The following is a 24337-nucleotide window of genomic DNA, read 5'->3' on the forward strand; positions in this document are numbered from 1 at the left end:
TCGGGAATCTTTTTCAATCTATAAAAGGATTTGTAAATCGCACGCCCTCAACTATCGCACCTGATGCAAAGTCCTCAGTATAAACTTCTTCAATTTGGTTGAGTCGCGCCGTTGCCCAAATTTGCGCGTCCCAAAACCCGAAGTGATGGGTTTCCACACCGCGAATTGCTTCTAAAGAAATGAGCCGTGTAATATCAACGATATGGCAAGCAGCTAAATAGTTACGCATTCGCACCAGCGCCTCAGCAGGAGTTAAAAGCGATCGCCGAGTCCGGGTTGTGGCCATAAAAAACTCTCCCAACACCTGGGTACTAATTACCGCCTTCCCAGAACGAATCAATTGGTCAGCAACTGCGATCGCTCGTTCCTGTTTTGCGGTATCCAGTGGATCGTAGATGTAAACGAGAATGTTAGTATCCAGTAAAACCCTACCGTTCATAGAGGTCTTCACGCTCCCAATCCCGACCTCCAAGTTGAGCAGGTCGAGTTTTGATTTGGTTAATAAATTCTCTTTCGGCTTCCCAGATTGCGAGATTTGTTTGGGGTGCAGTTATTTCACCAAGATGGAGGTCAATGGCTTGGCGAATAATCTCTGCTTCGCTTACACCGGCCTGTTGGGCGATCGCTTTTAGCAGATGCTCTTGACGTGGTTCAATATAAATCTGCTTACGAATTTTGCTCGACACAATTTAAAATTTGTATAATGTATACATTACATTATACATTGCTTTTTAGTGAGATTGCGATCGCTCACTCTCGGCGTTGGTTCCTTCCACTGGGAATACGACCATCTGCTGTATTTGATTTTCTACCCCTATGGTAATAAAGTCGCACTTTGGTTGTAGTTAGCTAGTGTGAGTCCTGACGTGACTATTTATTTACTAATAATAATAATAACTATTGTTGGTATTTTTCTGACCATTACCAACTATGCCTAATATATTCAACCGAGAAATTTTCAGGTTATCTAAAGCTGCTTTTAGCATTGAGGAATTTGTTTTTTGAATCCTGGCTACTATCAAAAGCCCATCAGTGTGGGGTACTATCAGACTAGCATCGGCTAATCCCACCAAAGGAGGGACATCATAAATCACTAAGTCAAAACTGTTATGTAAATCTGTCATTAGTTGCTTCATTTTTTGAGATGAGAGCAACTTTGTCGGATCGGGTGGTATTGGTCCAGAGGTGATTACAGATAATTGGTTCATGGAAGGTAGTTGTCGTATTATTTCTCCCAATGGCAAGTTTGTAGAAATTAAATTGCTTAATCCCCATAGATTATTTAAACCTGATAGCTCGTGAATTGTGGGTTTACGAAGATCAGCATCTACAAGTAGAACTCGTTGCCCCATTGTTGTAGCTATTTGAGCTAGATGGAGGGCAACCGTAGACTTACCATCACCACTCATCGCTGAACTAATAACTATGGAGCGAATCGGGCGATCGGAACTGAGTAGTTGAATATTGCTATAAAGTACCCGTAGGGCTTCTAAAAAGTTGGTAGAAGAGTCACCATACTTTTGATCTGGTAAAACAGCCAATCCAGCAATTCCCTGAGAAGAAGAATTTTGGATACTTGCTAAGGAAGTTTTTTGATTAAAAGTGCGGTTTTTGTTAGTTTTAACTTGCTTTTCAAAAGGAATATTTCCTAACAATGGTTGTTTGAGCTTTTTTTTCAGTTCATCAACAGTATGGTAGGTATTATCTAGCTTTTCTACAAGTAAAACAATACCAATTGCTGCGAGGATGCTTGCAACGAATCCCAGTATAAAATTGCGTTGAGTAGAAAAAGGATCAACAGGAATATCTAGGGTAGTTGGTCTTTGAAGTAATTGCCAGCCAATATCCGATTGGGATATTTCAATTTGGAGATTTTCGTGGGTTGATAGAAACCGATTTAAACTTTCAGTAGCAATTTGTAATTTGCGCTGTAATTCAGTGTACTGTCGGATTAAAATTGGCAGTTGGCTGCGTCGTTGTGCAAATTTTTGTTCTATTTTCGCAAGTTCTTGGCTTTGTACTTCTAAGGTTTGAAACTGTGTCGCTACTTCGGCAAACTCTACACTCAATAAGCGCTCTGACTCTTGACGTAGCAAAGGTAAAAGACTAGCTCGTTTCTCTTTCAATGTTTGGATGCTGGGATTCTCTTCTTGCAAACGAGCTGATTCTGTAGCAATCTGAAGATCAAATAGGCGTATTTGAGCAATCAACTGTTGATATAAAGGAGCATTATTCAGTATTGTCGTTGCTCCATTTTTTCCTTGTAGGATAGCAAAATTAGCACGAACTTGGGCTAACTGTAGATCAATTACTTGTTTTTGTCTAGAGAATTCAACAGTTTGTAAAGCAATTTGGCTTACTTGGCTTTCTGGGTCATTAAAATTGTACTTTTGTCGAAAAAGTTGCAATTCTTTTTGAATCTGATCGACCCGATTTTGGATAAATGGCAGTTGTTTTTCAACAAACTGAAGCCCCTGACGTAACTTGGTTTGCCTCCTTAATTGACTATAGTCTAAGTAATTATTTGCTATTCGCTCTAGTACAACTTGAGTCTGCTTTGGATTGCTACTTTGATAACGAACTTCTATAATCTTGGTTTCTTGCAATCGATTAATCTTCAGAGATTCGACAAGAGAATAATAGTTGATTTCTGGATAGTAGGCTTGCAACTGTTTAAGAGTGTTTTTCATCAGTTCAGGACTCTTAAGAACCTGAATTTGGCTTTCATAATCTAGACTAGACTTCTGTGAGTTCAAGTCTTTGACAACATCCACAACTTTGGGATCATCATTTACAGGTTCTACCAACAGTTGAAAACTGCCTTCATATTCTGGGGGCTTCTCGTTTACCACCAAGTTAATTACTACAAGTGTCATCAAAGCAATCGTTACACTTGTCATGAGTAGCGATCGCCGCCGTAAAATACTTATAAATTCTTGAAAGCTCCATTCCTCTTCTTGTTCTTCAGCCCAGCGAACAGGTTGATTTTGAGGAAATGGAGGCACAGAGTTATTACTGCGATTAGAACTTGAATTTTGAGAAGGATAATTCTCTATCATGTGTTTAATAGTTGCTAATGCACTGAACGGGAGCAGTAAAAAGGCTTTTGAAACTTTCAGTTAGGTTCTTGAACTGTAAGTAGTAATATATACTACGTATAATATTATTTGATATTCTTTTTAATGAAAGCTCTGTATTTTTTCTTGAGCCTAGCACGTAATAAAGTAAGTAAAAAGTATAACTTACAGTACTTACTTAGTATTTGCTTGCTCAAAGTATAACAATAGAACTCAAGTATTGACAAAAAATACCAAATATCAAATACGAGTTTAAGGTATTAAAACTTGATTTTTCGACGCTTTTTCAGCGATAACAGGGTTGGGCTATGCCTCGGCGACTTATCAAAGGATGATTGAGAAAAGCCTGAAATGCCCTATTTTAGTTAAAAGTAGTATATATATACCAATCAATTTATACAGTGCGTAAGTAATAAAAATATTTGTTTTATAAAAATTTTGCTAGTATATCTTTGAGAATATAAAGTTTTGATGAGGTTTTGGTCTTCATAATTGAAACATGATAAGGTGGGGCGTAACAGATGTTACACGTAAAAAATAAAACTCAATGATGATATCTTTAAATCTCTTAAGGATGTTTGAACAGTGAGTTTTGTATCATTATTTTTCTAGTTTAGGTAGCTTTTCGTAGAAAAGCCTTGCCACAGGGTGCGTAGTGTTCCAAGAATAATTCAAAAGTCAGGAGTCAGAATGAAGACGCTCGCGGACACGAGAAAGCGTGGCGCTATCAGTGGGGATTCAAACCCGCACTTCGATCCTTCGACAAGCTCAGTGCAGGCAAAAGTATTACAGTGAGCAGTTCGACAAAGCCACTGTAATACCTGTCGAACTGGTCAGTGACCACCACTTTATTGTTGACCACTAAATATATATGCATATTTAGTGGGGATCTTAAACCCCTTTATTCAGAAGCTCGCGGGCTGGGCTTTGTTCTGGCAATTGATGCCTTTATTCTTTCTTGGTAAAGCGTCTCAGTCCTAAAGGGAGATTAGGCTTTTTGCTTTAACTCGTTCCGCTTAGGGAAACTTTAATACATAGCTTTAACCTTTCAAACATTGAGAGAAGAAACAAGCTTTTTTCTACTCTAGACTAGGAACATAACTCATGAGACTTAATGAACTTAATCAATGGATTAATCAACAATTATTGCCATCGATTTCTACTGAGTTAGATGCAAGGAATAAACCTTCTGTAAAAACTCAAAAATCAATTAAATTATCTGTGCTGACCCAATTTTTTCCCCCAGATTATGCTGCTACAGGGCAGTTGATTGAAGAACTAGTGAAACAGTTAGGGAAGCAAGGGGTGGAGATTGAAGTCTTTACAAGTCAGCCAGGATATGCGTTTAGCTCTCATCGCGCCCCAGCAGTTGAATGGGCTGACCAAATCAGAATTCAGCGATCGCGCACTGCCCAAATTTGGACGGGAAGAATTCGTGGTAAAGCTGTTAATGGGGTACTATATACTTTACGCGCTATGCTCTATCTACTCAAAGCTTGGCGTCGCAACAATATATTATTAATAACTACAGCTCCCCCATTTTTGCCAGTTATCGGATATCTTGGTTATTTATTGTTCCGATTGCCCTATGTGTGTGTACTCTATGATCTATACCCTGATATTGCGATCGCACTAGGCGTAATTTCCAAGCGTCACTGGCTAGTACGCTTGTGGCATGGGATCAACAAACAGGTTTGGCTAAAAGCCAAGGGGATTATAGTACTTAGTCCGGTGATGAAACAACAGGTATTAGCGCATTGTCCCGAAGTAGCTGATAAGATTTCTATAATTCACAGTTGGGCTAACCCAGAAGCGATCGTGCCGATTGCCAAACGAGAAAACTGGTTTGCTTGGAAGTATAACTTAGTTAACAAATTTACCGTACTCTATTCTGGCAATATGGGTCGCTGCCATGACATCGACACGATGTTAGAAGCTGCAAAGCAACTACAAGACGAGCCAATTCAGTTTGTCTGCATTGGTGGTGGTGCTAAACGCGAAGAATTAATCACGGAAGTAAATCGGTTAGGGCTGAACAATTTTACGTTTTTACCCTATCAAGACCAGCAAGTGTTACCCTATTCTTTAACAGCTTGCGATCTATCATTAGTGAGTGTGGATGCAACTACAGAGGGTTTAGTTGTTCCCTGCAAATTTTATTCAGCTCTAGCCTCTGAGCGGCCAATAGCAGTAATTTGCTCACAGACTTCATATCTCAGAGAACTAATGGCTGAAGCCAACTGTGGTGGGACATTTGACAATGGAGATGGTCAAGGTCTAGCGCAATTTATTCGCTTTCTGAATCGAGATCCACAAATAGGAGAACAGATGGGCAAAGCAGGTCGCCAGTATTTGCGATCGTCGCACTTTACACCGAAAGTTATCTCTCAACAATACTTACATATTTTGGAGCAGGCACTATTGTCTGATGAAATAATAGCCATATCTCAAAGCGATGTAAAGTAAGTATATTAGAATTAATTGCATATTTTCGCACTACTTTTTTAGGAGTTGGGCTTCGATGGTCTTATTGATCTCAGTCCCTCCAACATAGCCTTCCTTGCTCATAGTTTTTGTCTATACAGGAGGTGGAATTGCAGAAAAGGTGTGACCGAAATCGGAAACGTTCCCAGCGACGGGCTATTTATTGCCTCATTCATAGCTGCTATATCGATAGCGTCAGTCAGAAATATAAAATGTTTGCAGACCAAGCAGGTCAATTACAGCAACGAGGGATGAGTCGGCGGAATGCCTTGATGTTAGTATCTAACCAAACCACAGTGCCTATAGAAGGGGAATGGTTAGAAGCTTTTTGGTGTGAAGAGTGTCAGCAAACAACTTGGTATCATATTCACAAGTGTGGCGATCGCAGTTATGAAATTTCGGTAGCACCACAAGAACTATGGCAGCAAGTAAGCGGAGTGATTGATGCTCTGGGGAACCCTTCTGTTGGGGAGTTTACGCGCAAGAGTGCCAGATATGTTGGTTATCAAGGTCTTAAAGGTTTCCAGTTTGTGAGGTAAGTGTTATTAGTGCCATTTTGTTAAATATATTAATCTTCAATCAATAATTATGAGTGATCCAAAAATTATCTCTCAACAGGAGTTAGTGATTGAAGCTGGACGCACAGACCACCAATATTGGAAAGACATCTGGCGATATAGAGAATTATTCTATTTTCTTGCTTGGCGTGATATTTTGGTACGGTATAAGCAAACTGCGATCGGTATTGCTTGGGCGCTGATTCGTCCATTTTTGACTATGGTAGTTTTTACAATTGTGTTTGGACAATTGGCAAAGTTACCTTCCCAGGGTGTGCCTTATCCAATTCTAGTCTTTTCAGCAATGTTGCCTTGGCAATTCTTCGCCAATTCACTCTCGGAGTGCAGCAATAGTTTGATTGGCAATGCTAACTTAATCTCAAAGGTATATTTTCCCCGCTTAATTATACCGACAAGTGCAGTAGTAGTTAGCTTCGTAGACTTCCTGATTTCCGGGATGATTTTATTGGGGTTAATGGCTTGGTATAACTTTGTCCCCAGTTGGCGAATTCTGACACTACCACTGTTTATTGCTATTGCCTTTACTGCTTCAATGGGGGCGGGATTATGGTTTGCTTCTCTAAATGTCAAGTATCGAGATTTTCGTTACATTGTGCCGTTTATTGTGCAGTTTGGTTTGTATATCTCGCCAGTGGGATTTAGCAGCAGTGTTGTTCCAGAAAAATGGCGGTTGTTATACTCCCTGAATCCTATAGTAGGAGTAATTGATGGTTTCCGTTGGGCGATTTTAGGGGGTGAGTCAAAGTTATATCTCTCAGGTTTTTTGCTGTCTTTGGGATTAGTAATTTTGTTATTTATCAGTGGGATTTGGTATTTTCGGAAGGTGGAACGGACATTTGCAGATGTGATATAAAGTTATAGCGAATCCTTAAGCAACTGAGGTACAGCTTAATCTCACCCCGATAAAGCTTATTCTTTATCTCCCCTCTCCTTAGTAAGGAGAGGGGTTGGGGGTGAGGTTTTGAGATGTACTTCACTCTTGTTGGGAAACGTTATATATTCGCCCAATAGTTTTAAAACATCCTCTAAAATAAGCTGATGAAGAAAGCTCTCATTTGTGGAATATCGGGTCAGGATGGAGCTTACCTGGCACAGTTACTTCTTAATCAAGGCTATAGCGTGTGTGGTAGTTCACGAGATGCCCAGATTTCCTCTTTCCGAAATTTGGTTTACTTAGCTATCCGTGACCAGGTAAAATTAGAGTCAATGGCTCTGAATGACTTTCGGAGTGTATTGCAAGTGCTGACAAAAATTCAGCCAGATGAAATCTACAATTTGGCAGGACAAAGTTCAGTTGGTTTGTCTTTTGAACAACCAGTAGAAACTTTAGAAAGTATCACTACTGGGACTCTAAATTTATTAGAAGCTATTCGCTTTTTGGGTGTGCCAATCAAACTCTATAATGCTGGTTCTAGTGAATGTTTTGGGGATACTGGCGAAACTGCGGCTGATGAAACAACACCATTCCGCCCCAGAAGCCCCTATGCTGTAGCTAAAGCTGCTGCTTTTTGGGAAGTTGCTAACTACCGGGAAGCTTATGGTTTGTTTGCCTGTTCTGGGATTCTATTTAATCATGAATCTCCCTTGCGACCAGAAAGATTTGTGACTCAAAAGATTGTTGCGGCTGCTTGTCGCATTGCTCAAGGTAGCACTGAGCAGCTTTATTTGGGAAATATGCAGATTCAGCGTGACTGGGGTTGGGCACCGGAATATGTGGAGGCGATGTATTTGATGCTGCAACAGGAACAGCCGGATGATTATGTAATTGCTACGGGAGAAAGTTCTTTATTAGAGGATTTCGTAGCAGCAGCATTTGCGTCTCTAGATTTAGATTGGCGTCACCATGTTGTGATAGATAATAGCTTGCTGCGACCTACAGATTTGGCAGTGGGTAGAGGTAATCCAGTTAAGGCGAAGGACAAGCTCGGATGGCAGGCGAAATACAAGATGAAGCAGGTGGTGCAAATGATGGTGGAGGCTAAACTATCACAATCCTAAATCATTCATAAATGCGAAGAAAGAGTCATAAAGCTTTCCCGATGGGTAGCTCGCAATGATTGGGATTGCTTTGTCGTTTCTCATCGCTGCGAACATAATTATACCTATTGATAACTGATAAGTGAAAAACCAATGTCTGATACTGTTATTCAAGTTGAAAATTTAGGTAAAAAATATATTATTGGGCATCAACAGCAAGAACGTTACACTGCGCTGCGCGATGTGATTGCTAATAAAGTTAAGTCCCTTGGTACTTTAATCCAAAATCCAAAATCCAAAATCCAAAATTCCCAGGAGGAGTTTTGGGCGCTTAAGGATGTATCGTTTGAAATCAAACAGGGTGACAGAGTTGGAATTATTGGGCGCAATGGTGCGGGAAAATCTACACTTTTAAAAATTCTCAGCCGGATTACTGAACCTACGCAAGGAAGCATCAAAATTAAGGGAAGAGTTGCTAGTTTGTTGGAGGTGGGTACGGGGTTTCATCCAGAGTTGACTGGGAGAGAAAATATTTATCTCAATGGTGCAATTTTGGGAATGAGTAGGGTAGATATTAAGCGTCAGTTTGATGAAATTGTAGCGTTTGCGGAGGTGGAAAAGTTTTTAGATACGCCAGTTAAGCGGTATTCATCGGGGATGTATGTGCGCTTGGCGTTTGCGGTGGCGGCACATTTAGAACCAGAGATTTTGATTGTGGATGAGGTGTTAGCAGTAGGAGATTCTCAATTCCAAAAGAAATGTTTGGGAAAGATGGAGGATGTAGGAAAGGAAGGACGTACAGTTCTTTTTGTTAGTCACAATATGGCTACAGTAACTTCACTTTGTCAACGTGTAATATGGTTGATTAATGGTAAGATACATCAAGAAGGAAATGCAGATTGGATAACCAGTAAATATTTAATTCATGGTTCTGAATTATCAGGAGACATAAGCTTAGAGACAGGTAGACAAGATCCGCGTTTTTGCTTTAAGCGCATATCATTGTTAAATGTAGAAGGTAAAGTTACGTCTGTCTTTGATATAAGACAACCAATAAGAGTTCGTTTAGAATACTGCTCAATACAGTTTGTTAAAGACTTAGAGCTAACTATGAGAGTTTATAATTCTAGTGGCATACCAATTTTTAGTGTAAATCGGTCTTCTTCTTCTTTAAGCTCTGAAGTTAGAGAAGGTACTTATATTGCGGAAATTAAATTTCCAGGTAAATTACTTGTATCTGATACTTATAGTATTGATATTGGCGCACATATTCCAAATGTTGAAGTTTTATCACATTATTCATCTTTAATTAGTTTTGAAATAGAAGAAACAGGAAGTAACATGGCTGTATATAGTGGTGCTGCTTTTGGAGTTGTACTAGTGAATTTGACCTGGAAAGAAGTTTGCCCAACAAATAGAAATTAAGAAGAATACAATTTATTTAAATAGAGATATTTAAAAATATATATTCGTAAATATTACTAGAGTATTACACTATTAGTAGTAATTTTACAAAAATCAGATTTATATGTACTATATATTAATTATGAACAAAGATGCAATTAAAATAATCATTCAAAAAACTAGTTTTTTTTTAAATAAAACAGCAACTCAATTAGAAAAAGTTTTTTTTGATAATAATGACGATTTTTCTAATAAAAACATTAAAGTTCATCCATCTTCAAAATGTAATTTGTCTAATATTATTCTAAAAAATGGATGTACCGTAAATATAGATGAACAGACTCAAGTGAGTGGCTCTATTATCTTTGATAAAGAAAATGCCTCTATATCAATTGGCAAGCGTGTATTTATAAGTGGTTCGGTTATTGTTGCTCAAAGCGTAAAAATTGGCGATGATGTACTAATTTCATGGGGAACAACAATTGTTGACCATAACTCTCATTCCATATCATTTTCATATCGTGAGAAAGATGCTATTGATTGGTTAGTAGGTAAAAAAGACTGGAGTTATGTCAAAATATTACCAGTCAAAATATGTAACAAAGTTTGGATTGGTTTTAACTCAATTATTTTAAAAGGAGTAACAATTGGTGAAGGTGCAGTAATTGGAGCAGGTTCAGTAGTTACAAAAGATATTCCACCTTGGACAATTGTAGCTGGCAACCCAGCACGAGTAATTAGAGAGATTCCAGAAGATGAGCGATAAAATATTAACTTGGGAAGAAGCAGTCCAATGGCTAAGAAATCAGCCTGAAAGACACGAACTTGTTAAACATTGCTATTATGATGATCCACTATATTCTACTGCTGAACGCTTTAGTGAAAGCGAAGAATGGAGTGCATTGACCAAACTTCTTAAACACAAAATACCGGGACAGGTTTTAGATATAGGAGCAGGTAGAGGAATTTCAAGTTACGCCTTTGCAAAAGCGGGATGTTCCGTTACCGCATTAGAGCCTAATTCAAGTGACTTAGTAGGTGCTGTAGCAATTCGTAATTTGTCTAATAGTACAGGTTTATCTATTCAAGTGGTACAGGATTGGGGCGAAACATTACCATTTCCTGATCATGCTTTCGATATTGTTTATGGTAGAGCAGTACTACACCATGCACAAGACTTAAACCAGCTATGTAAAGAAGGATCGAGAGTTTTAAAACATGGTGGTTATTTCATTGCTACCCGCGAACATATCATTTCAAAAAAAGAGGACTTACAAGATTTTTTAGATTCCCATCCCCTTCATTTTCTGTACGGAGGAGAAAATGCTTATCTTTTGAAAGAATATACTACAGCAATTCGTTCAGCAGGCTTACAAGTATTGCAAAATCTTGCTCCATTCGAGAGTGTTATTAACTATGCTCCGATGACTCAAGCAGAGTATCAAAATTTAGTCAAATCTTTTTTAGCAAGGCGTTTCGGGAATACATTAGGATCTAAGTTGGCTGAATTTAAGATGGTACAAGATTTTTATGGCTGGTACATATCACAAAAGTTGAATAATCCTGGTCGTTTATATTCATTTCTAGCAGTTAAGCCGTGAATGTAAGTAATAAAGTTGCATTAGTTACAGGTGTTACTGGCTTTCTTGGTCGCTACGTTGCCCGTTATTTCTCAGAGCAAGGCTGGTCTGTCATTGGTATTGGCACTTCTCCCCCAGAGAATGCACCTTTAGCAAATTTGACAAAATACTATTGTCTTAAATTACCGAATTCAAATTTACACGAAATACTCCAGGAACGTTCTCCCTTAATTTGTATTCATTGTGCTGGTAGGGCTTCAGTAGGCTTATCCGTCTCTGAACCAGCATCAGACTTTTATACAAACTCAATAGTTACCTTTGAAGTCCTTAATGCACTGCGTATCTATTCTCCCAAATGTAAATTTATTTTTCTCTCTAGCGCCGCAATTTACGGGAATCCTGAGTCATTACCTGTGAGGGAAACACAAACAGTCGCTCCTATTTCACCTTATGGTTTTCATAAACTGATGTGTGAGCAACTGTGCCTCGAATTCACAAAAATTTATGGCTTATCAACAGCCAGTTTGAGAATTTTCTCTGCTTATGGCCCTGGTTTGCGTCGTCAGGTTCTCTGGGATATTTGCCAAAAAGCAATTACTCAAAGTTCTTTATTACTACAAGGTACAGGTCAAGAAAGCCGTGATTTTATCCATGCCTTAGATATTGCTAAAGCATTAAGCGTAGTTGTCGAATCAGCACCAATGGAAGGGGAAATATATAATCTAGGCACAGGTAGAGAGGTAACAATATCTGAACTAGCAAGGATAGTGCTAGAGTCATTAGAGCAAAATTGTCAGCTGCAATTTGATGGTGTTGTCCCCATAGGTAATCCTCTCAATTGGCAAGCGGACATTTCTAAGCTGAAATCGATAGGCTTTACTCCAACTGTTGAGCTAGAACGGGGAGTTAAGACCTTTGTAAACTGGTGTCGTGCTGAACTGGTAGGTGTATGAATCAACCTTTACGAATTGGTTTAATAATGCAAGGTGGACGTGGCTGGATAGGTGGTGTTGAGTATATCAAAAATATTATCTTGGCATTATCTAGTCTTCCAGATGAAGAACGTTCAACTTTTGAAATTTGCTTATTATATTATGGAGAATCTTTTGAGCAGGATATTCAAAATCAATTAAAACCTTATTTAAAGGATACTTACAACCTAGAAACAGAATTAGATTCTTTTACATTTTTCAACCGCTTGAAGTGGAAAGTAAAGAGGGTAGTTTTCAAGCAATCAGATCCTCGTACATCAAATTTTTTGAAAAAAAATAAATTTCATTTTGTTTATCCTTATTTAGTCCCTCATACTGAAAAAGCGCCTTATCAAGGATGTCCTTGGATTTACGACTTTCAACATAAGTATTTACCTCATTTATTTACACAGTCTGATATTGATGAACGTGATAGAGGATTTGCTAAAATAGCCAATTCAAGTTCAAGAGTTGTATTAAGTAGTAAAACAGCAGCAGCCGACTTTAAAAAGTTTTTTCTAAATTCAGATTGTAATACGAAAGTATTACAATTTAGAACTTCTTTACCTTTAAGTTGGTATGAATTAAATTCGGTTAATTTGCAAAGCAAATACCATCTACCTGATAGATTTTTCATAATTAGCAATCAATTTTGGCAGCACAAAAATCATTTGATTGTTTTAGAAGCTCTAAAAATACTAAAAGCCAGTTCTATCTATCCAGTAATTGTATTTACTGGTCATCCTTATGATTATCGCAAGCCTGATTACATAGATACTATTTTACAAACTATTCATACTTGTGGTTTAGTAAACCAAGTTTACCTACTAGGTCTAATTCCAAGAATTGACCAAATTCAACTTATGCGTCGTTCGCTTGCTGTGATTCAGCCTTCTCTATTTGAAGGTTGGAGTACGGTTGTAGAAGATGCTCGTTGTCTTGGTAAGAAAATGATTCTCTCAGATTTTCCAGTTCACTTAGAGCAAGACCCACCAGGAAGTGCATTTTTTGATCGACACTCCCCTCAACAACTAGCAGATTTAATTGGTGAATGGTGGGAAAAACTCAAACCTGGATCAAATTATGAGGAAGAAACTTTAGCTCAGGCAAGAAATAGGGAAGAAGTTAAAATATTTGGATACAGTTTTTTGGAAATTGCTAGAACTAAGGCTTTCTAGCTCAGGCTGCAAAAGGTTTTTGCATTATGAAGTCAATATTTGCGATCGCACACTGCTCTTAAAGGATATTTGTAAAGTATAAAATGTCATCAGGTAATCGGGAATCATAACCCATACTAAGGCGATCGCCCTTGAATAATATTACTTTGAATTTTGAACTGGCGACTGTTGTAGCATATAGATAGTTGTCTTGAATTGACAGATATATGAATCAGATAATAAAAGACTCACATAACGAGTTAAATGCTTTATATAATCAAGATTTCTATCAGTGGGTACAAACTACTATTCACAACATCCGTAATCGAGATTTAAAGTCTCTGGATTGGGAAAATTTATTAGAAGAGTTAGAAGGCTTGGGTAACGAACAAAAGCATCAATTAGAAAGCCGCCTACTTGTCTTACTTGAGCATCTGCTCAAACTAACTTATTGGTATCAAGAAAGAAACTATAACATTCGAGGATGGCAAGGTACAATTATAGAACAAAGAAAACAAATCAAAAAGCTTCTCAAAAGAAATCCTAGCCTCAAACCTTTCTTTTTAGAAATATTTGCAGAAACTTATCAAGATGCTAGAGATATTACAATTGTTAAAACTGGACTTGAACCGCAAATTTTTCCTTTAGAATCCATTGTGACTCCTGAACAAGCGTTAGATGAAAAATGGCTACCTGAAGAAATTCAATAAAAATTGAGGTAAGCATTCAGCCGTCAGCTATCAGCAATATTAAGCTTGGCAAAGATATCATGTCTCAATCATCTCTCTACGAGCAAGATTTTTTGGCTTGGTTAACCCAGCAGCAATCAGCCTTAGCTAATCGAGATGTGGCAGCTTTAGATTGGGAGAATCGGTTAAAAACACTACTTTTTCGTTAGTCCACGGAGGAAGACGAGAGTTTGTGTAGTAGCGAATTTTATTCGCCAAATACTTTTCAAACATCCTCTGAGATAAATAAAAGGTTGCTCGGATTAAAATAGGTATAGCGTTTCCTAATGACATGAAGTACATCATAGCCCCTTTGCTAATTGATAATTTGGTCATTTTGAGGTAAAAAATTTGATCACTAAGGTTTGAAATAGATAATCTCAACCTTGAGGAGCGATCGCCAGATGTTGATATTTGCGATCGCATGGGTAAAAATTGTCGAGCGATCGCAATGCTTGGAATGGGGCGATCGCTCTTATAAAATACAAGTAGTAAGCTGCTCGTCGGGAGGCATCAGCAGAAACAGGAATAACTTTAGCCAATTGTGGTGAAAAACGAAGCTATGTACCAAACAGATCCACCCTTACCTCCCAGCCAAGTCCTACCGACAATGTATGATCTGCCCAGTGAAGATCCAGAGGATATGGACTTACCGGAACATATGCATCCTCGTCCACCAAGGGAAACCATGCCGACAATGTATGATCTTCCTAGTGAAGATCCAGAGGAGCCTGGTTTGCCGGACGAATTCCACGACTTCCAACCCCAATTATTACGCGAAACCTGTAAACCCCCAAATTACCCAACTGGGGAAATGTTTATTGGCACAGATTTAAATTTGTATTACGATGCCCGCAATCGATTGTGGCACAAAAGACCAGACTGGTTTTTGGTATTAGGTGTATCTCGTGCCCAACAACAACAAGATATGCGCCTCAGCTATGTTGTTTGGCAAGAGGGAATCGCCCCATTTTTAGTAGTTGAATTACTTTCACCCGGTACCGAAGCCGAAGATTTAGGACAAACATTCAGAGATGCCAACAAGCCGCCAACAAAATGGCTGGTGTATGAACAGAGTTTGCGAATTCCTTACTATATCGTGTTTGACCGCTATCAAAATCAATTGCGAGTGTTTCAATCAACCGCAACACGATATCAAGCGGTAGAAATTCCAGAACAAAAGTTTTGGTTAAGAGAACTGGAATTAGGGTTAGGGGTATGGATTGGGAGTTATCAGCAAACTGAAGGTTTATGGCTGCGTTGGTACGATGCTACAGGTAATTGGATTGTGACACCAGAGGAACGAGCCGAACAGGAAAGTCAACGAGCCGAACGATTAGCATAAAAATTGCGATCGCTCGGTGTTGATCCAGATGATTTATAACTTGATTGGCAGGCGATCGCTTTTGAGTCAAAGGCAAATGTTATTTTTATGGTGTTGTATAATACTGCGATACTCACTAGATTCAACACTACAGGCGATCGTCTATTCCCTAATTCCTATTTGCTGAATAAAATGTAATCGCAATTTTTAGACTGGAGGGATGTCTACGACGGCTACGCTGGAGCTTTTTATTTATACATTCAGTAGAGAAAATTAATTAAATAAAATGGCAATTGTTAACGGTGCTTTGACATTAAAAGATTTACCTACATCACCGGAAGGTAAAACAGGTTGGCCTTGGACAGAAGAAAATCAACCACTTCCAAGACGGATGCCTAATGGTTTGGAATGGCCGAGGATTACTATAGTAACTCCAAGCTACAACCAAGGTCAGTTTATCGAAGAGACTATCCGCTCCGTGTTATTGCAAGGTTACACTAATTTAGAATACATTATTATTGATGGTGGTAGTACTGATAATTCAATTGAAATTATCAAGAAGTACGAGCCGTACTTAGCTTATTGGATTAGTGAACCGGATCGGGGGCAGTCACATGCACTTAATAAAGGTTTCCGTAAAGGCACAGGTAATTTAGTCGGCTGGCAGAATTCAGATGATTATTATAACCCTGGAGCCTTTCTTTTTGCTGCACAAGCTTCAGTGACTTATAGCGATGCTAATATTATTTATGGCAACGTCAATTATGTTGATGAAGGCGGAACCATAATATTTGAAGCTGAAATTAGCCAATTTGATTTTAAGAAAATGTTACCTTGGTTATGCATATTGAATCAGGCAACTTTTTTTAAAAGTAAAATTTTTATAGATGGAAATTTTATAGATGAAGATAAACAGCATGTTATGGATTATGATTTTTTTTGGCGACTAGCTTTAGCAAATTATCAATTTAAATTTATTCCTGCAATAAGTGCTAGTCATAGGCAACATTCAAAAGCGAAAGGTCATACACAAAAAGATATTGCAGATAAAGAGTTTTTTGAAGTATATAAATTTCTTTATAAAGATACTAATCTTGAAGCAGATATTAAAGAAAAAGTTTTATCTTGTATGCGTGGTTGTTGCTTAAATGACTTTGCAGAATTAAAATTCGGTCTTTTTCGGAAGCGCATTACAGAATTAGTTGCAATATCTAGTTTCAGATCTCTCACTCCTATTTTATTATTAAAATATATATTTTCGTTAATAGGAGAAAGAAATCTTTTTTTTATAAAAAAAGTTAGGAACTATATTTTTGGTTTATATGAATATGAGGAGAAACTGAAATAGTTTTGTATAAATGATTTAGCTTCTTACTCACGAACCTTGCACGTTGGTCTATTTTTTGGAAAATATTTGTCAAATCTTGTATTGGCAAAAAACGATACTTCGCTTTTAAAAAATTTATGCATAATTCTATACAATAACAATAAATTTATTCCTCAACTTTTTGAAGGCTTAATCTCTATGAACCCAACTGTAAATAATCAAGGCAATATTCTTTCTGTAGGATGCGGCTCACGTCAAAGTGAATCTGGAGTAATACGTCTGGATATTTCTCCAGAAGTTAATCCCGATGTAGTGTGGAATCTTAATTCTTTTCCTTATCCTTTTGATGAGTCAAGTTTCTCTATTATTGAATGTTTTGATGTTATAGAACACTTAAATAACATCCCAAAAGTTTTAGAATATTTTCATAAAATATTGCATCCAGATGGCGTGTTAAAGATTACAACTCCTCATTTTTCTTGTGCTAATTCGTACATAGATCCAACCCATAAATGGCATTTAAGCTATTTCTCTTTTGATTATTTCTCTAATAGCCACAATTTGTCATATTACTCGAAAGCTAGATACCGAATTAGATATCGTCATCTCCAATTTCAAGGTGGTAGGTTCAACCGTTCTATTTTGAGCAGATTAGCTAACAAATTTCCTAAAATTTATGAGCAAAGATGGGCTTGGATGTTTCCGGCTTGGTATGTTTATTTTGAGTTAGAGGCTATTAAATAACACTGTTCTTGAGCATTTCATTATGAAAATTGTTCATATTACTCCAACCTATTTTGATGAGTCGTCAATCATTGGTGGTGGAGAAAGATATCCCACAGAATTAGCTGCTTGGATGTCGAATTTTGTAGATACTACTCTTGTAAGTTTTTCTTCAGTGCGTAGAACTTATAATCAAGGTAAACTCAAAATCGAAACCTATCCAGTTAAACACTTAATTCATGGGAATAAGATAAATCCATTAAGTTTTCAATATCTACGCTCAATTATCAGCGCTGATATAGTACATATACACCATATTCATACTCTAGTTTCTGATTTGGGCTGTCTCATAGCTGGTTTGCTTGGTAAACGAGTTTTTGTTACTGACTATGGCGGTGGAGGAAGCTTGGTATTGAACCATAAGCTACCCGTATTTAGGAGTTATAAAAATGCGATCGCCTATTCTCGCTTTGGTCTAGATTTTATCCCTGTTGAACTTCAAAAAAAATCTGTTTTGATTAAAGGAGGCATTGATACAGATAAATTTTATCCTGATACATCCTTAAAAAAGGAAAATAATATTTTGTATGTAGGCCGAATTTTACCTCACAAGGGTATTAACTATTTAATCGATGGATTCCATCTACTTAATCGTTCAGATTACAAACTAAAAATTATTGGAAGAGTCTACAGTGAACAATTCTATCAAGATATTAAACACCAAACAGAAGGACTGAATGTGGAATTTGTTCACGATGCTAATGATCAGCGATTGATACAAGAATATCGCACAGCTACGGTAACAGTTTTACCATCTGTTCATACTAATTGCTACGGAGATTATACCCCAGTTCCAGAGTTAATGGGTTTTACTTTATTAGAGTCTCAAGCCTGCGGAACTCCTGTCATCTGTACAGATGCTGGTGCAATGCATGAGTTTTTAGATAATGCCAAGACTGGATTTGTAGTTAAGCAAAATTCTGGGGAAGCGATCGCTACTGCTTTGCGTCAAATAGTTAATTTATCTCCATTAGAATATGCAGAATATCAAATACGTTGTCGTGAGTGGATAAATCCACTTAGTTGGTTAACGGTAGTGCAAAGACATTTAGATATTTACAAAGACGCTAAGTAGTCGGACAGAAGCCTGAAAAAATGTTTAATTTACACGTAGATACTTATATGATTGCTTCCAAATGAATCAATTTCTCCGCATACTTATGGTTCTCCACATGCCCTGGGAGCGAAATTTAGGGGGATCTCGTGTCCAACTTGAATTAGCTGAAGAGTTTCGGAAATTAGGTCATGAGGTAGAAAAGTTTGACTACTATGACGCATTCCCTAAACATCAATCAGCTCGCTTAGGAGAATTATTTCGTCCTAGCTTTTCAGTAAAAGCAAAAGCTTTTGTTCAAGCTAATGCCCATCGTTTTGATATTATTGATGCTCATCAAGGAAATTTACCATTTTTAAAGCAAGAATTAGGATTTCAAGGTTTGCTAGTTGCTCGTTCAGTAGGGCTTTATGCTTTTTATGATGAATTTACCAAGCAAGAAAACGCAAGAAAAGCACCTCAAAAAATCAAAACTAGGTTGGGAAATCTGCTCAGGTCTTGGCAGAACAGACGTGAGTATCCCTTATACTCTTGGAGTTTACAAACCTGCGATCTGATTAATGTACCAAACCATGATGAATTGGCTTATATTCGTGATATTCTAGAACTACGTAATAAGTGTGTAGTTTTTCCCTTTGGACTTTCGCAACAACGACAAAAAGTATTTATTGAAGCTATTCAGTCTGTCGAAGTTAGATTGGCAAATAAACAAGTTGTCTTCATAGGTGTCTGGGGACCGCGCAAAGGTTCTAGAGATTGGAGAGAAATCATCATGGGCGTTAAAAAGCAAGTTCCAGAGGTTCGCTTTCTTTTTTTAGGAACAGGTTTTAGTGTTCAAAAAGTTTTAGAGGATTTGCATATTCCAGTTTGTGACTGGATTGAGATTATCCCCAGCTATGACAGCGATGAACTTCCTAGACTTTTGAGTGGAGCAACAGTAGGAGCTTTCCCAAGTTATATTGAGGGGTTTGGTTTCGCTGTGCTGGAAAAACTAGCTTGTGGAATAGCAACTGTAGCTTATGACGTACCGGGACCGAGAGAAACCTTAAGACTTTTGGATGAGTCTTTGCTGATTACGGCTGGAAATGTTGAGCAGTTTTCTCATAAATTAGTTTCTCTGCTAGATATGGAGTTAGAAAATTATAGTTATCTAACTAACAAGTGTCTTGAGATTGCCAGTAACTTTTCTTGGGAAAAAACTGCTAAACAAACGTTAGAAATTTACTATAAGTTTTTGGAAGCATCTAAAAACTAAAGTAGATAATTAATTACTCGTTTAAGTTAGGGATACTGCAAAATTTATGAACTTTACTAATTTTTTGCTAAAATTTTACACAGTTCAGATGTTATAAATTTTCTGAAAGCTGTGTTGAAGTAGGGCTAAATTATCCTTGGAATAAGATAGCTATTAACAAATAATCAAAAATTAATATGCTAGATAGAATTGAGCGTTCTTTCAAAATTATAAAGCTAACTAGAAAGTATTTTCGTGCCAAACAAATACCAAGAGGTTGTACTTACAACATTAATGGAATTATCCGCACAGTTGAAGGTGAACAAGCCTTAAGTATGTTACTTGATGTTGTCATTAATGATTCATATGGCTTAAAAAGATTTAGATACCTAGATAATATTGTGGATGTTGGCGCTAATATCGGTACATTTTCTCTTCATGCTTCTACTCTATTTCCCAAAGCTAGGATACTTGCTTTTGAGCCGAGTATCCAATCGAGATTATTCCTAGAAATGAATGTTACTGGGCTTAATATTGAAGTTTACCCTTATGCAGTTGGTAATACTAGAGGAAAAGTTATTCTTAATGAGCTAGATGATTTGAGTGCCTCCTATATCTCTTTAGAAAATGATATTTCTTTTTTAGGAAGCCAAGAGTGTGAATTAATTAGTCTTGATGATATAGCAGCCAAGCTGGAGACACCAGTCAGCTTGCTAAAGCTTGATTGCGAAGGTTATGAATATGAAATCATGCAGGCATCATCTTTGGAGTCATTTAGATATATCGTTGGAGAACTACATACTTGTCAGTTTGGTAATCCACAATTAGGACTAGAAATCTTAAAAAATAGGGGCTTTGAAATTGAGCAATGGTTCCCTTTTGCTGATGGTTTAGCAGGAGTTTTTTGGGCAAAACACAAAAATGCCTAAATTTATTATTACTTGGATAAAAAATATAAATGCTTTTCTAAAAGACAATAAATGAAAATAACTTGTTCTATTCTTTGCTATAACTATGGTCGTTACTTAGCTCAAGCAATTGATAGTTGTCTCAATCAAGAACCAGGTGAGTATGAATTAGAAGTTTTAGTCATTAATGATGGTTCTACAGATGAAACCCCAGAAGTTTGTCAAAGTTATCACAATCGTATTCGAGTACTGCATTCTCCAAATCAAGGATTTGGTTCTAGTTTAGATAAAGCTATTCGTGAAGCATCAGGAGACTATGTTTGCTTATTGGATGCGGATGACTATTTTAGCAGTAACAAGATACTGACTCTTCTCCCTTGGATTATATCTGGTTACTTATACATAGAGAATAATACGTATTACATAGATCCAAATGGCAAGGCTATAGATTTTATTACTCATGGGGGTGGAAATACTAGTACTCTATGCCTGAATCGTGTTGCTGCACTTTCTTTGATACCAGTCCAAAATGAAATTTTTTTTCATCCTCTTAAATCGGCTGGACATGGAATCAACATAGATAAAGCATTGACCTTTTACCGTGTTCATACTTCCAGTATGATGGGTAGTAAATCACCAGATGTTTGGTATTATCACCTAGCTAAAATCAACTATAATTTAGGAGATAAACTTCTTTTAATGTCTCAACAACCTCCTAGTTGGACAAACTCAAATGAACTCAAAAAAATTAGCAAAGAGTATCAGTCTCTTGCTTACTATGATGAAATGGAAGCAGCTTTACAATTAGGACAACGAAGTAAAGTGTTGTTAGGATGTGTAAAAATGTTCCTAGCTGCTATTCATTCTCGAAATGGTCTTACAGTTTGGCACTGTAAAGTTATTATTAGGGGCTTATTAGCAAGACCACTTGTATTCAAGATAGGTTCTTATTCCCGCTTCAACGCAACCAAATCAACAACGTGTGCTGGGTTTGAATCAAGGAAAGATTTGGATGAGTGAGTATTTTAATGATCCTTAATTAAATCTTATGCACAATCAGCTTTTTTTCATGCAAATTAAACCCCTATGGTTAAGAAAAAAGTTATACTATCGCTTCTTTTCAAAAGAATTTTCTAAATTTTCCCATTTGTTTGACTCTATATCTTTAGAATTTGCCCCAAATACAAGGTTAAAACTTGAACCAAAAGACGTGGGACACCAGGTGATAGCTTTCTGTGGTTTTTATGAATTAGAAGTCACGCGTAGAATTGTTGCATTAGGTAAACAAGGTGGTTTATTTGTAGATGTGGGTGCGAACTATGGATATTACTCCTGTTTATGGGCTGCCACAAATTCCGAAAATCAAGTTATAGCTTTTGAAGCTTCTCCGAGAAATATATTTCCTTTGCGTAAAAATATTATCAATAACCATATTCAGCCTCGTGTAGATATTTATGATATTGCATTAGGAAAGGAAATAGGTAATTTACCTTTTAGTTTCATGTCCGATGAGCAAACAGAATGGGGAGGTTTGTCTCTTAAAGATGAAATTAACACTATTAATGTACCTGTTGTTACCTTAGATCAATTTTGGGCAAAGACTTCATATCCAACGATTAACGTGTTAAAAATTGATACAGAAGGAGCCGATACATGGGTATTGGAAGGCGCATCTCAACTACTTAAAGAAAAAAGAATAAAGCATATCTTTTTTGAGGAGAATAAAGTACGGATGTCTGCATTAGGACTTTCATCAGAGACAGCAAAAGAATTACTCCTATCCTGTGGCTATCAACTTAAACCAATCGGTAAAGGAGAATGGTATGCCACCCTTATACCAGCGACTGAGTAAATTTGATATGCTTTTCCCTATAATTAATTTTAGATTTTTATAAAAAGATTATAGTATAGGCTAAAATTTTCTAAATTTGGTCTAAAAGCATCTGATGGTCAATTTAAATAATGTAATCTCTATTGTCCCTCGACTGCCTCCTGCAATTGATGGTGTAGGAGACTATGCGCTAAATTTAGCTCGTCAACTTCGCAAGAACTTTCATATTCAAACTGATTTTATAATAGGTGATACTACCTGGACTGGTGCAGCAGAAATTGAAGGATTTCCTGTTAGCCAAATTAGCGATCGCTCTCCTGATGCACTGCTAAATTTATTATCAACCGATCGCTCATCCAGCATCCTTTTACATTATGTAGGCTACGGCTATGCTCAACGAGGCTGTCCAGTTTGGTTAGTCGATGGGTTACAGCGATGGAAAAGTTTATTTCCCAAGCGATCGCTCCTTACCATGTTCCACGAAATTTCTGCTTCTGGCCCACCCTGGACAAGTGCTTTTTGGCTATCATCCCTACAAAAAAGTTTAGCAGCACGTTTGGCACAAATGAGCGATCGCTGTATTACTAGTAAACAACTTTATGCTGAAATAATTGCTAATATTAGCCGAGGCAAGCATGATCAAATTTCATTCCTCCCAGTTTTTTCTAATATTGGTGAACCAGATAAAGTACTTCCTTTGTTAGAACGCCAGCAGAGGTTAGTTGTCTTTGGAGGTATTGCCAACCGCGCAAGAGTTTACCGAGAGTCTCAAGCCATTTTGGACTACGTTTGTCAGAGGTTAAACATTCAAGAAATTTGGGATATAGGAACTTCTATGGGAATAAATTTATCCTCAATTACTCAAATACCTATCTTAGAAATAGGACAGCAATCTCCCGAAAAGGTGAGTGATATTTTGGCAGATTCTGTTGCTGCTTTCTCAAACTATAACCCCGATTTTTTAGCTAAGTCAACTATTTTTGCTTCTTACTGTGCCCACCGACTATTACCTATCAATGCGAAAGGTAATGCCTCAGTAGTTGATGGTATAGAATCAGGTAAGCATTATTGGGTTCCTAATCATCAAGGGAACGAGTTAGGAAATGACGGGGAGATGCAGGCGATCGCAGACAATGCTTATTTATGGTATCAAACGCATAGACTATCAATAACTGTTAAAACTTTTGCTGAACTACTTAATAAGTAATTAAGTACTGAATTAATTAATAGGAGCTAAGATGAATTTGAATTTGAAAAACAAAAGACAGGCTGCATCTATAGCTAGTGGGGGCATTAGCAGCCAACCAATATATGATAATTTTTTGGAATTAATAGAGGACTTAAATATTCAAGGTGATTGTCTTGATTTTGGAGCAGGTATAGGAAATTTAACTCAACTGCTTCCAAGTCGAGACTGCTTTAATTCTATTACTGCTGCTGACATGATGCAGCGTCCTGTCGGGATAGATGATTCAATTAAGTGGATTAGCTGGGATCTTAATGAATCACTAGATATACCTGGCCAACAATTTGATGTTATTGTATCTGCTGAGGTTATTGAACATCTAGAAAATCCCAGAGCAACTATCAGAGAATGGTTTCGATTACTACGTCCTAATGGAATTATAATTTTTAGCACACCTAATAATGAAAGTTGGCGAGCTTTAATTGCTCTCCTCCTACAAGGACATTTTGTACTTTTCAGCGATACTTGCTATCCAGCGCACATTACAGCGCTTCTTCGCAAAGATATTCGGCGCATTTTAGGCGAAGTGGGCTTTTCTGAGCCAACATTTGTTTTTACTAATCTTGGAGGTATTCCCAAACTTCCTCAATTTAAATGGCAACAAATTTCAGGAGGACTACTTAAGGGTTTACGCTACAGCGATAATTTACTGACTATTGCTTACAAACCCTAAT

Annotated in this window: 25 protein-coding genes; 21 read left to right on the forward strand and 4 right to left on the reverse strand. The window is 37.4% G+C overall.

Features of this window, described 5'->3' with window-relative positions; translation table 11 throughout:
• Positions 1 to 13 precede the first annotated feature (13 nt).
• From V7K31_RS19215 to V7K31_RS19225, 3 genes are all read right to left on the reverse strand, one after another.
• A complete protein-coding gene (locus tag V7K31_RS19215) occupies positions 14 to 439 on the reverse strand; it encodes a PIN domain-containing protein (RefSeq protein WP_335096136.1) in 426 nt (141 codons plus the stop codon).
• Complete coding sequence (locus V7K31_RS19220) at positions 429 to 686, reverse strand: hypothetical protein (RefSeq protein ID WP_335096137.1); 258 nt, start codon at positions 684 to 686, stop codon at positions 429 to 431. Before V7K31_RS19220 ends, V7K31_RS19215 begins: the two co-directional genes overlap by 11 nt.
• Before the next feature lie 195 nt (positions 687 to 881).
• Positions 882 to 3059 carry a GumC family protein gene (locus tag V7K31_RS19225; protein ID WP_335096140.1) on the reverse strand — a complete coding sequence of 726 codons (2178 nt, stop codon included), beginning with the start codon at positions 3057 to 3059 and terminating at the stop codon, positions 882 to 884.
• Between the two features lie 1122 nt (positions 3060 to 4181).
• Here V7K31_RS19225 and V7K31_RS19230 point away from each other — a divergent pair.
• The 11 genes from V7K31_RS19230 (at position 4182) to V7K31_RS19280 (ending at position 14126) form a co-directional block, all read left to right on the forward strand.
• Complete coding sequence (locus V7K31_RS19230; RefSeq protein WP_335096142.1) at positions 4182 to 5543, forward strand: glycosyltransferase family 4 protein; 1362 nt, start codon at positions 4182 to 4184, stop codon at positions 5541 to 5543.
• A 128-nt stretch (positions 5544 to 5671) separates the two neighbouring features.
• Complete coding sequence (locus tag V7K31_RS19235; protein ID WP_335096143.1) at positions 5672 to 6100, forward strand: hypothetical protein; 429 nt, start codon at positions 5672 to 5674, stop codon at positions 6098 to 6100.
• 49 nt (positions 6101 to 6149) lie between these two features.
• The gene (locus V7K31_RS19240) at positions 6150 to 6992 is read left to right on the forward strand and encodes an ABC transporter permease (protein WP_335096145.1); all 843 of its coding nucleotides are present in this window, start codon (positions 6150 to 6152) and stop codon (positions 6990 to 6992) included.
• Positions 6993 to 7177: 185 nt separating this feature from the next.
• Positions 7178 to 8137: a GDP-mannose 4,6-dehydratase gene (locus V7K31_RS19245; protein WP_335096146.1), complete on the forward strand. Its 960-nt coding sequence runs from the start codon at positions 7178 to 7180 to the stop codon at positions 8135 to 8137.
• A 132-nt stretch (positions 8138 to 8269) separates the two neighbouring features.
• Positions 8270 to 9541: an ABC transporter ATP-binding protein gene (locus V7K31_RS19250; protein WP_335096148.1), complete on the forward strand. Its 1272-nt coding sequence runs from the start codon at positions 8270 to 8272 to the stop codon at positions 9539 to 9541.
• 121 nt (positions 9542 to 9662) lie between these two features.
• Positions 9663 to 10286, forward strand: coding sequence for an acyltransferase (locus V7K31_RS19255; RefSeq protein ID WP_335096150.1), 624 nt, complete (start codon positions 9663 to 9665; stop codon positions 10284 to 10286).
• On the forward strand, positions 10276 to 11121 hold the full coding sequence (locus tag V7K31_RS19260; RefSeq protein WP_335096153.1) for a class I SAM-dependent methyltransferase: 846 nt from the start codon (positions 10276 to 10278) through the stop codon (positions 11119 to 11121). Before V7K31_RS19255 ends, V7K31_RS19260 begins: the two co-directional genes overlap by 11 nt.
• On the forward strand, positions 11118 to 12053 hold the full coding sequence (locus tag V7K31_RS19265; RefSeq protein ID WP_335096154.1) for an NAD-dependent epimerase/dehydratase family protein: 936 nt from the start codon (positions 11118 to 11120) through the stop codon (positions 12051 to 12053). Before V7K31_RS19260 ends, V7K31_RS19265 begins: the two co-directional genes overlap by 4 nt.
• Entirely contained in the window at positions 12050 to 13249 is a 1200-nt protein-coding gene (locus tag V7K31_RS19270; protein ID WP_335096156.1) for a glycosyltransferase, read from the forward strand. Before V7K31_RS19265 ends, V7K31_RS19270 begins: the two co-directional genes overlap by 4 nt.
• Before the next feature lie 206 nt (positions 13250 to 13455).
• A complete protein-coding gene (locus V7K31_RS19275; protein WP_335096159.1) occupies positions 13456 to 13938 on the forward strand; it encodes a DUF29 domain-containing protein in 483 nt (160 codons plus the stop codon).
• A gap of 59 nt (positions 13939 to 13997) precedes the next feature.
• Entirely contained in the window at positions 13998 to 14126 is a 129-nt protein-coding gene (locus tag V7K31_RS19280) for a DUF29 family protein (RefSeq protein WP_335096160.1), read from the forward strand.
• A 210-nt stretch (positions 14127 to 14336) separates the two neighbouring features.
• Here V7K31_RS19280 and V7K31_RS19285 read toward each other — a convergent pair whose 3' ends face one another.
• Positions 14337 to 14498 (reverse strand): hypothetical protein, encoded by a 162-nt coding sequence (locus V7K31_RS19285; protein ID WP_335096161.1) that lies wholly within the window; start codon positions 14496 to 14498, stop codon positions 14337 to 14339.
• 20 nt (positions 14499 to 14518) lie between these two features.
• Between V7K31_RS19285 and V7K31_RS19290 the strand changes: the two genes are divergently transcribed.
• The 10 genes from V7K31_RS19290 to V7K31_RS19335 all read left to right on the forward strand — a co-directional run bounded on the left by V7K31_RS19290 (position 14519) and on the right by V7K31_RS19335 (position 24336).
• Entirely contained in the window at positions 14519 to 15301 is a 783-nt protein-coding gene (locus V7K31_RS19290; RefSeq protein ID WP_335096292.1) for a Uma2 family endonuclease, read from the forward strand.
• Between the two features lie 265 nt (positions 15302 to 15566).
• On the forward strand, positions 15567 to 16628 hold the full coding sequence (locus V7K31_RS19295; protein WP_335096163.1) for a glycosyltransferase family 2 protein: 1062 nt from the start codon (positions 15567 to 15569) through the stop codon (positions 16626 to 16628).
• 66 nt (positions 16629 to 16694) lie between these two features.
• Positions 16695 to 17351: a methyltransferase domain-containing protein gene (locus V7K31_RS19300; protein WP_335096165.1), complete on the forward strand. Its 657-nt coding sequence runs from the start codon at positions 16695 to 16697 to the stop codon at positions 17349 to 17351.
• Between the two features lie 22 nt (positions 17352 to 17373).
• A complete protein-coding gene (locus V7K31_RS19305) occupies positions 17374 to 18465 on the forward strand; it encodes a glycosyltransferase family 4 protein (protein WP_335096166.1) in 1092 nt (363 codons plus the stop codon).
• 85 nt (positions 18466 to 18550) lie between these two features.
• Positions 18551 to 19699, forward strand: a complete 1149-nt coding sequence (locus tag V7K31_RS19310; protein WP_335096169.1) for a glycosyltransferase family 4 protein — start codon at positions 18551 to 18553, stop codon at positions 19697 to 19699.
• A gap of 176 nt (positions 19700 to 19875) precedes the next feature.
• Positions 19876 to 20607: an FkbM family methyltransferase gene (locus tag V7K31_RS19315; RefSeq protein ID WP_335096172.1), complete on the forward strand. Its 732-nt coding sequence runs from the start codon at positions 19876 to 19878 to the stop codon at positions 20605 to 20607.
• 51 nt (positions 20608 to 20658) lie between these two features.
• Entirely contained in the window at positions 20659 to 21606 is a 948-nt protein-coding gene (locus V7K31_RS19320; RefSeq protein ID WP_335096174.1) for a glycosyltransferase family 2 protein, read from the forward strand.
• A gap of 49 nt (positions 21607 to 21655) precedes the next feature.
• Positions 21656 to 22438: an FkbM family methyltransferase gene (locus V7K31_RS19325; RefSeq protein WP_335096177.1), complete on the forward strand. Its 783-nt coding sequence runs from the start codon at positions 21656 to 21658 to the stop codon at positions 22436 to 22438.
• A 94-nt stretch (positions 22439 to 22532) separates the two neighbouring features.
• Entirely contained in the window at positions 22533 to 23624 is a 1092-nt protein-coding gene (locus V7K31_RS19330) for a glycosyltransferase family 1 protein (protein ID WP_335096179.1), read from the forward strand.
• Positions 23625 to 23655: 31 nt separating this feature from the next.
• Positions 23656 to 24336, forward strand: coding sequence for a class I SAM-dependent methyltransferase (locus tag V7K31_RS19335; protein ID WP_335096182.1), 681 nt, complete (start codon positions 23656 to 23658; stop codon positions 24334 to 24336).
• The last annotated feature ends 1 nt before the right edge of the window (position 24337 follow it).

Origin of the sequence: Nostoc sp. (assembly GCF_036917675.1) — a bacterium.
Classification (GTDB): domain Bacteria; phylum Cyanobacteriota; class Cyanobacteriia; order Cyanobacteriales; family Nostocaceae; genus Nostoc.